Origin of the sequence: Micromonospora sp. M42, assembly GCF_000568915.1 — a bacterium.
In the GTDB taxonomy this organism is placed as follows: Bacteria; Actinomycetota; Actinomycetes; order Mycobacteriales; family Micromonosporaceae; genus Micromonospora; species Micromonospora chalcea.
Genome location: NZ_KK037233.1, coordinates 772,544 through 782,066 on the forward strand (window position 1 = coordinate 772,544; position 9,523 = coordinate 782,066).

6 protein-coding genes and 3 pseudogenes are annotated in these 9,523 nt (G+C 73.4%); 6 read left to right on the top strand and 3 right to left on the bottom strand.

Annotated elements, in window-relative coordinates; translation table 11 throughout:
- From MCBG_RS03145 to MCBG_RS03155, 3 genes and pseudogenes are all read left to right on the top strand, one after another.
- Positions 1-445: pseudogene (locus MCBG_RS03145) on the top strand (ergothioneine biosynthesis protein EgtC); the annotation flags it as partial.
- 38 nt (positions 446-483) lie between these two features.
- On the top strand, positions 484-1,449 hold the full coding sequence (egtD, locus tag MCBG_RS03150; RefSeq protein ID WP_043323718.1) for an L-histidine N(alpha)-methyltransferase: 966 nt from the start codon (positions 484-486) through the stop codon (positions 1,447-1,449).
- Between the two features lie 227 nt (positions 1,450-1,676).
- Positions 1,677-2,264, top strand: coding sequence for a TMEM165/GDT1 family protein (locus MCBG_RS03155; protein ID WP_043323720.1), 588 nt, complete (start codon positions 1,677-1,679; stop codon positions 2,262-2,264).
- A gap of 55 nt (positions 2,265-2,319) precedes the next feature.
- Here MCBG_RS03155 and nhaA read toward each other — a convergent pair.
- Positions 2,320-3,617 (bottom strand): annotated as a pseudogene (gene nhaA / locus MCBG_RS03160) (Na+/H+ antiporter NhaA).
- 154 nt (positions 3,618-3,771) lie between these two features.
- Positions 3,772-5,619 (bottom strand): nucleoside-diphosphate sugar epimerase/dehydratase, encoded by a 1,848-nt coding sequence (locus tag MCBG_RS03165; RefSeq protein WP_043323722.1) that lies wholly within the window; start codon positions 5,617-5,619, stop codon positions 3,772-3,774.
- A 185-nt stretch (positions 5,620-5,804) separates the two neighbouring features.
- Here MCBG_RS03165 and MCBG_RS03170 point away from each other — a divergent pair, with 185 nt between their 5' ends.
- Entirely contained in the window at positions 5,805-7,256 is a 1,452-nt protein-coding gene (locus tag MCBG_RS03170) for a tyrosine-protein kinase domain-containing protein (protein ID WP_043323724.1), read from the top strand.
- On the opposite strand, the gene MCBG_RS03175 is transcribed toward MCBG_RS03170, so the two are convergent.
- Entirely contained in the window at positions 7,237-7,791 is a 555-nt protein-coding gene (locus MCBG_RS03175; protein ID WP_043330096.1) for an arsenate reductase/protein-tyrosine-phosphatase family protein, read from the bottom strand. The two genes, MCBG_RS03170 and MCBG_RS03175, sit on opposite strands and share 20 nt — an antisense overlap.
- A gap of 144 nt (positions 7,792-7,935) precedes the next feature.
- Here MCBG_RS03175 and MCBG_RS03180 point away from each other — a divergent pair, with 144 nt between their 5' ends.
- Entirely contained in the window at positions 7,936-9,198 is a 1,263-nt protein-coding gene (locus MCBG_RS03180; RefSeq protein ID WP_043323726.1) for a glycosyltransferase family 4 protein, read from the top strand.
- A 78-nt stretch (positions 9,199-9,276) separates the two neighbouring features.
- Positions 9,277-9,523: pseudogene (locus tag MCBG_RS03185) on the top strand (hypothetical protein); the annotation flags it as partial.

The following is a 9,523-nucleotide window of genomic DNA, read 5'->3' on the forward strand; positions in this document are numbered from 1 at the left end:
GGCGGCCCCGTTCGCCGAGGGACGGTGGCTGTTCAGCCACAACGGCGTGGTGCGGGGCTGGCCGGACAGCCTGGTCCCGATCGCCGCCGGCCTGCCCGTGCGCGACCTGATCACGCTCGACGTGCCGACCGACTCGGCGCTGCTGTGGGCGCTGGTCCGGCACCGGCTGCGCGCCGGGGCGCCGCCGGACGAGGCGGTCGCCGACACGGTCGCGGCGGTCGCCGCAGCCGCTCCCGGCTCACGGCTGAACCTGCTGCTCACCGACGGTACGACGGTGGTGGCGAGCACGGGCGGCCACGCGCTGTCGGCGCGTCGCGGGCCGGACTCGGTGCTGCTGGCCTCCGAACCGTTCGACGACGACCCGGCCTGGCAGGCGGTGCCGGACGGCCGGCTCGTGGTGGCGTCCACGGGCCGGTTCGACGTGCGGGAGCTGACCGCCGCCTGACGTTCTTCCCATCACCGGCAGGACAGAGAGGACACCTGATGAGCGCGGAGCCGCTGGAGATCCACCTGGAGGAGCGGGACCTCGACCGTGGGTTGCGGGAGGACGTACGGGTGGGGCTGGCCGCGACGCCGAAGTGGCTGCCGCCGAAGTGGTTCTACGACGCCCGGGGCAGCGAGCTGTTCGAGGAGATCACCCGCCTGCCGGAGTACTACCCGACCCGGGCCGAGCGGGCCGTGCTCGCCGCGCACGCCGACGACGTGGCCACCCTGACCGGCGCGAAGACGCTGATCGAGCTGGGGTCGGGCTCGTCGGAGAAGACCCGCCTGCTGCTGGACGCGTTCACCCGGCACGGCGACCTGGGCACGTTCGTGCCGCTGGACGTGTCGGTGAGCGCGTTGCGCTCCTCCACCGAGCAGATCGCCGCCGCGTACCCGGGGCTGCGGGTGCGGGGGATCGTCGGTGACTTCACCCGCCACCTGGACCGGCTGCCCACCGGCGGCCGGCGCCTGGTCGCGTTCCTCGGCGGCACGATCGGTAACCTGCTGCCGGTGGAGCGGTCCGGGTTCCTCACCGCGATGCGCGCGGCGCTGGAGACCGGCGACTGGCTGCTGATCGGCACCGACCTGGTGAAGGACCCGGCGGTGATCGTGCCCGCGTACGACGACGCGGCGGGCGTGACCGCCGAGTTCAACCGCAACGTGCTCCGGGTGATCAACCGGGAGCTGGGCGCGGACTTCGACGTCGACGCGTTCCGGCACGTGGCGGTCTGGGACCCGGAGCGGGAGTGGATCGAGATGCGGCTGCGCGCCGAGCGCCCGGCGACGGTGCGGGTGCTGGACACCGACGTCGTGTTCGCCGCCGGCGAGGAGCTGCGCACCGAGGTGTCGGCCAAGTTCCGGCCGGAGGGGATCGCGGCCGAGCTGACCGCCGCCGGGTTCACCCGGCAGGCGTTCTGGACCGACCCGGGCGGGCTGTTCGGGGTGAGCCTGGCCCGGGCCGACTGAGGGCCTGGGTGGTCCGGGCCACACCCGCTGACGGGCCCGGCGGGTGATCGGCTAGGCTGGCTGCGCGAAGGGGAGTAGCCCCCAATGTCGTGGTCGACACACTGGTGCGTTCCGCATCCGGCCACGCGGCCCCGGTCTCCGGGGCGGGCGAGACCTTCGACTCAGGCTGTCGCAGCCGGGTCGAGGGCGCCCCCGTTCCTCCTCCCGGCTTGATCGGGAAGGTTCACATGGAGGGTTTCCTCGTCGCGCTGGTGGTCAGCTTCGGCGTGATCTTCGTTGCGGAGCTGGGCGACAAATCCCAGCTCATGGCGCTGACATTCGCCACTCGGTTCAAGACGGTGCCGGTGCTCATCGGCATCACGATCGCCACCGCGATCGTGCACCTGGCCTCGGTGGCCATCGGGTACGGCCTGAACGCCGCGCTGCCCACCGGCTGGATCTCGCTCATCGCCGGCCTGGCGTTCCTCGGATTCGGCGCGTGGACGCTGCGCGGCGACAAGCTGACCGAGGAGGAGAAGCGCAAGGCCGAACGCAGCGGCAAGTCGGCGATCCTCGCGGTGGGTGTGGCGTTCTTCCTGGCCGAGCTGGGCGACAAGACCATGCTCGCCACCATCACGCTGGCCACCAAGTACGGCTGGTTCGGCACCTGGCTCGGGTCGACGCTCGGTATGGTCGCCGCGGACGCGCTGGCGATCCTGGTGGGCCGGATGCTCGGCCGGCACCTGCCGGAGCGGGCGATCCGTTACGGCGCGGCAGTGCTGTTCGCCATCTGCGGCCTGTGGCTGATCTTCGAGGCGGTGGCGGAGCTGAACTGATCGGCCCGTGTCGCGCCGGCCGTTCCCGCTCCGGGGACGGCCGGCGCGACGCGGGTCAGGCGGTTCCGCCCTGGTAGACGTCCGGGATGCCGTCACCGTCGGCGTCCCGGTTCTCCCGTTCGCTGATCCGGCGGTAGACCCGGTTGCGGCGGACCAGCACCACCGAGGCGAGCAGGGCGGAGGTCAGCGAGCCGAGCAGCACCGCCACCTTGACGCCGTCCTCCTCCGGGCTGCCCGTGCCGAACGCGAGCTCGCCGATGAGCAGCGACACGGTGAAGCCGATGCCGGCCAGCAGCGCGAGTCCGAGCAGGTCGGCCCAGGTGATCTCCTCGTCCAGTTCGGCCCGGGTGAACCGGGCGAGCAGGTACGTCGAGCCGAACACGCCGACGACCTTGCCCAGCACGAGTCCGGCGGCGACCGCGAGCACCACCGGGTTGCTGAGCACGCCGCCCACGTCCACGCCGACCAGCGTCACCCCGGCGGCGAAGAAGGCGAAGACCGGTACGGCCAGGCCGGCGGAGACCGGCCGCCAGCGGTGCTCCAGCCGTTCGGCCAGGCCGGGTGAGCCGTCGCGTCCGCGCAGCACGGGCACGGTGAAGCCGAGCAGCACGCCCGCGACCGTGGCGTGCACGCCGGAGGCGTGCACGAGCGTCCAGGCGGTCACGGCCAGCGGGATCAGCGCCCACCACCAGGTGCGGCGCCGCTGCACGAGCAACCCGAACACGGCGATCGGCAGCAGCGCGCCGAGCAGCGGCAGCGGGTGGAAGTCAGCGGTGTAGAACACCGCGATGATGGTGATCGCGAAGAGGTCGTCCACCACCGCGAGGGTGAGCAGGAACGCGCGCAGCCCCTGCGGCAGGTGGGAGCTGACCACGGCGAGCACGGCGAGGGCGAACGCGATGTCGGTGGCGGTGGGGATGGCCCAGCCGCGCAGTCCGGCGCCGCCGGCGCTGAGCGTCACCGCCAGGTAGATCAGCGCGGGCGCGACCATGCCGCCGACGGCCGCGATCACCGGCAGCGCGGCCCGGCGGGGGTCACGCAGGTCACCGGCGACGAACTCGCGTTTGAGTTCCAGGCCCACCACGAAGAAGAAGATCGCCAGCAACCCGTCGGCGGCCCAGGTGCGCAGGCTGAGGTCGAGGTGCAGCCCGCGCCGCCGGGCCAGGGCACCCAGTGGCTCAGTTCCGCGTACCCGGCGCGCCACGGCGAGTTGGCCCAGATCAGCGCGATCACGGCGCCGAGAAGCAGCAGAGCGCCGCCGACCGTCTCGGTGCGCAGCACGTCGGCCAGGAACCGGGCCTCCGGCCAGGAGCGGCGGGAGAGCAGGCGCGACGGAGGTGGGGTGTGGGTCATGCGGCGTCCGTTCGGGAGCTGGGGTCGGCGAATCCATCGCCGACCAGGCTTCCCGGCACACCGGTTCCAAGCCTAACGGCCGCCGGGACCGGCGGCGAGCTGGGCCGGTGGGAAGCTCGTCCCATCTCGTGGGCGGGCGTCCCACCGGCTCCGGTCAGCGCTGGCCGGGCAGCGCCGGCAGGGCGGCGCCGGCCGGTTCGCAGAACGCCGCCAGTCGCTTGATCAGCTCGTCCGGTTCCGCGTACGGGTCCAGCGTCCGCACCTCGTCCGGGTCCAGTTCCGGCACCGGGACGTGGGAGATCAGCGGGTGCAGCGGGCGGGTGTCCACCTCGTCCGCGCCGAACAGGTGCTCGTGCAGCTTCTCACCGGGCCGCAACCCGGTGAAGACGATCTCCACGGGCCGGTCCGCCTCGGCGGCGAGCCGGCGCGCCACGTCCGCGATCCGGACCGGCTCGCCCATGTCGAGCACCAGCGCCTCGCCGCCCCGGCCGATGGTCGCGGCCTGGAGCACCAGGTGCACCGCCTCCTGGACGGTCATGAAGTAGCGGGTGACGTCGGGGTGGGTGACGGTGACCGGCACGCCGGCGCGGATCTGCGCCTGGAACGCGGTGAGCACCGACCCGCGGCTGCTGAGCACGTTGCCGAACCGGACGCTGAGGTAGGTGCCGTTGAGCCGCTGCGCGTGGTACGCGGTGAGCCGCTCGGTGATCCGCTTGGAGTAGCCGAGCACGCTCGCCGGGTTGGCCGCCTTGTCGGTGGAGATGTTCACGAACTCGGCGACGTCCCGGCACGCCTCCAGCACGTTCAGCGTACCCAGGATGTTGGTCTTGATCGCCTCACCGGGGTGGCGCTGGAGCAGCGTGAGGTGCTTGAGCGCGGCGGCGTGGAACACCACGTCGGGCTGCCGGTCGGCGATCACCCGGGCGATGCCCTCGGCGTCGCGGATGTCGGCCAGGATCAGCTCCGGCCCGTCCAGCAGCGCGCGCCCGTGCAGGGACATCTGCAGCGCGTGCAGCGCCGACTCGTCCCGGTCGAGCATCATCAGCTCGTCCGGCTCGCAGCGGGCGATCTGCCGGCACAGCTCCGAGCCGATCGAGCCGCCGGCGCCGGTCACCAGCACCCGCCGGCCGGCCAGCCCACCCCGCTCCACGCTCAGCTCCGCCACCCGGTGCGCCCGGCCCAGCAGATCGGTGAGCTGGACGTCGCGCACGTCGGTGGCGGCGACCGGCCGGTCGAGCAGCTCGCGCACCGGCGGCAGCACCTTGAACGCCGCCCCGGCCTCCAGGGTCCGGGTACGCACGTCGCGCAGCAGCTGCGGGTCCGAGCCGCTCATCGAGAAGATGACGGTGGTCGCCCCGGTCGCCCGAACGGCGTCGCCGACCTGCTCGCGGCCGCCCAGCACGCGCAGCCCCTCCAGCCGCAGGCCGCGGCTGTCGGCCGCGTCGTCGAGCAGGCCGACCGGCCGGTAGCTGCTGTCGGGATCCTGCAGCAGCACCCGGACGAGCCGCTCGCTGGCCGCGTCCACCCCGTAGACCAGGCAGCGCTCGGCGTTCCGTGGGGCGGGTGGCCGGCGGTCGGCGTGGGCACGCCACAGGCCGCGGGCGGTCGCCATCACCACCAGCGCCACCGTGCCGCCGACGAGCGGCGTGCTGGCCGGTACGGGATGCCGCGTCCACTGCATCACGGCGACGGCGCCGACGGCCGCGACGAGCGCGACGGTGACGGCGAGCCCCTGCGCGTCCCCCGAGCTGCCGATCGGGTAGCGGCCGTAGATCCGGGAGCGCAGCAGCGTGAGCGCGGCGTACAGCGCGGCGCAGGCCAGCGCCAGGCCGAGCGTACGGGCGCTGGCGGCGACGGTCAGGTCGAACTCGTACCTCGTCCAGGCGGCGCCGAGAAATCCTCCGCACCACGCGGCCGTGTCCAGCGTTAACAGGGAAAGGGTGGCGGCGCGGTGGGTGATCCGGCGGTGCGGTCGCACTGCTGTGCTGGCTTCACGATCCATGGGCTGCCCTCTGTGTCCTATCCGGATTGAAAGGATTAGACCTTCTGTGCCTGTTCGGTCGTTTACATTCGTCAAGTCACGTAACGTCGTGAATAGGCGATTCGATCCTGGCACGGGTACGGGTGCTTTTAGGGGGCTTTCGTGCAGTTTCATCGGCAGACCGGCGTGTCGCTAGGGAGGGCGTGATGGACGTTCTCGGCTACCTGCGCCTGGTCCGACGCCACTGGTGGATCGTGTTGGTGACGGTGATGCTCGCCCTGGGCACCGCCGCGCTCGTGACGGTCCGGACGGCGCCTCGGTACGAGGCCTCGGTGACGTTCTTCGTCACCACGCCCAGCCAGGGCGTCACCGACGCCTACCAGGGCAGCCTCTTCCTTCAGCAGCGGGTGAAGTCCTACGGTGACCTGCTCACCAGCGACCGGCTGGCGCAGAGCGTGGTGGCCGACGCGCCGCTGGGTCTCACCGCCGACCAGGTGCGCAGCCGGATCCGGACCGCCAGCACGACCGGCACGGTCCTGCTCAAGGCCACGATCACCGACACCGACCAGACCCGGGCGCTGAAGACCACCGAGACGCTCGCGACGAAGTTCACCGAGCTGGTGCGCAAGGTCGAGACGCCGCCGGACGGCAATGCCCCGCCGATCAAGATCGAGGTCGTCAGTGGTCCCCGGGTGACGTCCAGCCCGGTCTCGCCGCAGCCCACGCGCAACCTGGTCATGGGCGGTGTGCTGGGCCTGCTGCTCGGCGCCGCGCTGGCCGTGCTGCGCGGGCTGGCCGACGTCCGGATGCGCGACGGCGCCGCGCTGCAACGGGTGACCGGCAGCCCGCTGCTCGGCGAGATCCCGTACGAGAACGGCGCGAAGGCGGCGCCGCTGATCGTCGGCGCGGCGGCCACCTCCGCCCGGGCCGAGGCGGTCCGCAAACTGCGCACGAACCTGCGCTTCGTGGACGTGCACGAGCCGGCCCGGGTCATCGCGGTCACGAGCGCGTTGCAGGGCGAGGGGAAGACCACGATGGCCTGCAACACCGCCATCGCGCTGGCCGAGGCGGGCTGGCGGGTGCTTCTCATCGACGCCGACCTGCGCCGCCCGAAGGTGGCCGACTACCTGGGCCTCGACGGCGGCGTCGGCCTCACCGACGTGCTGGTCGGCGACGTCCAGGTCGGTGACGTGGTGCAGCGCTGGGGGGAGAAGTCCCTTCTCGTGCTGCCCAGCGGCGCCACCCCGCCCAACCCGAGCGAGCTGCTCGGCTCGAAGTCCATGGCGGACCTGCTGGTGGCGCTGCGGGACTCGGCGGACATCGTGGTGATCGACACCGCGCCGCTGCTGGCCGTCACCGACGGCGTGGTGGTGGCCGTGCAGGCCGACGGCGCGCTCCTGGTCACCCAGCAGGGCCGGACCTCGCGCAGCCAGGTGGCGGCGGCGGCGAACGCGCTCAGCTCGGTCTCGGTGCGCCTGCTCGGCTGCGTGCTCAACATGGCCAAGGTGGCCAAGTCGGACGCCTACCAGTACGAGGCGTACAAGGTGGTCGTGCCGCCGGCCGCGCCCTCGGTGCCGGCCGACCGGGCCGGCAGCCGCCGGGGCGCCAAGGCCGTCGGGGGCGACCGGACGCAGGAACTCACCCGGCTGTCGCGATGAGCGCGAGCACGGGGCGGATCGACCGCTCGATCTCCTCCGCGCACCGCCGGAAGTCGGCCGGCGAGCCGCCGATCGGGTCGCGCAGGTCGTCCACGTCGGGGGCGGCGGGTTGCAGCCGCCCCCGGGCGCGCACGGCGGCCGACACCGCCGCCCGCAACGGCGTGCCCGCCTCCGCCTCGTCCGCCCGGGCCTCGGTGGCCAGCCGGGCGAACTGCCGGAGCGTGAACGTCCGCGCCAGCGTGGCCGGGGCCATCGCGGTGCAGGCCGAGCGCTGGCGGCGGGTCGCGGTCAGCACCAGCGCCGCTCCGGTCAGGTGCTCGGGGCGCAGCCGCCGGGTGCGGAAGGCCGCCGGGTCCGCGCCGGTCCGGGCGGCCACCTCGACCGCGTACGGGTGCATGGCGGCGCCGTCGATCGCGTCGGTGCCCGCGCTGGCGACCGCCAGCGGCAGACCGGCCAGCATCCGGCGGGCGATGAACTCCGCCATCGGTGACCGGCACATGTTCGCGTGGCAGACGAAGAGGACCTCGTCGACCATCTGCACCCCTCTCGTCGGCACGGTCGCGGCGCAGAGTGCCGCGACGGCGTTCTTCCGGCTGTCGCGGCCGGACGCAGAGGGGTTGCCGGAATCGTACGCGCCGCGCCGCGCGCCCGTCCGGCAAGCCGCGCCGGGAGCGTGGACATGAGGATCGGCATCCTGTCGTACCACTTCCCGCCGGAGCCGGCGTTCGTCCCGGGCAGCCTGGCCGAGGAGCTGGTCGCCCGGGGCCACGAGGTACGGGTGCTTACCGGGTTCCCGGACTATCCGGGTGGCCACGTCTATCCGGGCTGGCGGCAGCGCTGGCGGCACCAGACGCACAGCGAGCGGCTGACCGTACGCCGGGTGCCCCGGTACGCCGGCGGCGACGGCACGCCCCGGGCCCGTACCGCGAGCTGGCTCTCCTTCGCCGGCAGCGCCGCGCTCGCCGGGCGGGGCCTGCTGCGGGGCGTCGACGCGCTCTACGTCTTCGGTCACCCGGCGGTCACGTTCGCGGCGTCCGGGCTGCTGCGGCTGCTCGGGCGTACGCCCACCGTCCTGCACGTGCAGGACGTCTGGACGGAGCACGAGCCGGGCCCGGCGCAGAGCGACCGGGCGCCGGCCCGGCTGGAGGCCGCCATGCGCCGCCTCTACCGGGAGGCGGCAGTGGTGGCGGTCAGCTCGCCGTCCATGGCGGATCTGGTGCGCGCCCGCGGGGCCGATCCGGCGCGGGTGCGTACGGTGCTCAACTGGACCGACGAACGCATCTTCCGTCCGACCCAGGCCGGTCCGGCCGTCCGCCGGCTCATCCGGCGGGACGACCGTTGCGTGGTGATGCACGCCGGGACGATCGACGTGCGCCAGGGGCTGGAGACGGCGGTCCGCGCGGCGGCGGCGCTCGACGACCGGATGGACCTGGTGCTGGTCGGCTCCGGTCCGCAGGAGCGGCGGGTGCGGGGGCTCGCCACCGAGCTCGGCGCCGACAACGTCCGGTTCGTCGAGCGACGGTCCGCCGTGGACATGCCGCAGCTCTACGCGGCCGCCGACTATCAGCTCGTGGCGCAGCGCGACCTGCCCGAGCTGCGGGGGACCGTGCCCGCCAAGCTCCAGGCCGCGCTCTCCTGTGCCGCGCCGGTGGTCGCCTCCGCCGGTGGGGAGACGGCGGAGCTGGTCGAGCGGGCCCGCGCGGGGCTGTCCTGCCCGCCGGAGGACTGGGCGGCGCTCGCCGACCGCTTCTGGCTGGCCGCCGCCATCCCGGCGGCCGCCCGGATCGACATGGGTAGGCGGGGCCGGGGGGCGTACCTGCGGGAGATGTCGATGCGGGCCGGCGTGGACCGGATCGAGGCCCTGCTGCAGGAGGCGGCGGGTGTGGCGCCGAAGCGAGCAAAACTCGCAGAAGCGATGCAAGCCGACAGAGCGGCGGAATAGCCAACTAAGCCTCCCTTTTCCATGCTAGAAAGCAACTCGATTGCGAAAAGTGTCTTATTCGTCTCGTAGGAGGATTTTGTGTCCGGACCCGGTCCTTCGCCCGGCCGCCGACGGCGCTCGCGGCGGCGCCGGCGCGCCCGGGTCCGCCGGATCCTGCTGACCGGGCTGGTCGTCGTCTCGGTGCTGCTCAGCGCCGGTGGCTGGGTGGCGTTCCGGGGCTGGCAGGCCCGCGCCCACCTGGTCAACGCCGCCGGGCTGGCCAAGGAGCTCAGCGCCCAGGTGCTCGACGGCGACGTGGCCCGGGCGCAGCGCACGCTCGCCGCGT

What these genes read in the sequence shown, in the direction of transcription:
- egtD (WP_043323718.1), top strand. Translation starts at nt 484, where the DNA reads ATGAGCGCGGAGCCGCTGGAGATCCACCTGGAGGAGCGGGACCTCGAC.
- MCBG_RS03155 (WP_043323720.1), top strand. Translation starts at nt 1,677, where the DNA reads ATGGAGGGTTTCCTCGTCGCGCTGGTGGTCAGCTTCGGCGTGATCTTC.
- MCBG_RS03165 (WP_043323722.1), bottom strand. Translation starts at nt 5,619, where the DNA reads ATGGATCGTGAAGCCAGCACAGCAGTGCGACCGCACCGCCGGATCACC.
- MCBG_RS03170 (WP_043323724.1), top strand. Translation starts at nt 5,805, where the DNA reads ATGGACGTTCTCGGCTACCTGCGCCTGGTCCGACGCCACTGGTGGATC.
- MCBG_RS03175 (WP_043330096.1), bottom strand. Translation starts at nt 7,791, where the DNA reads ATGGTCGACGAGGTCCTCTTCGTCTGCCACGCGAACATGTGCCGGTCA.
- MCBG_RS03180 (WP_043323726.1), top strand. Translation starts at nt 7,936, where the DNA reads ATGAGGATCGGCATCCTGTCGTACCACTTCCCGCCGGAGCCGGCGTTC.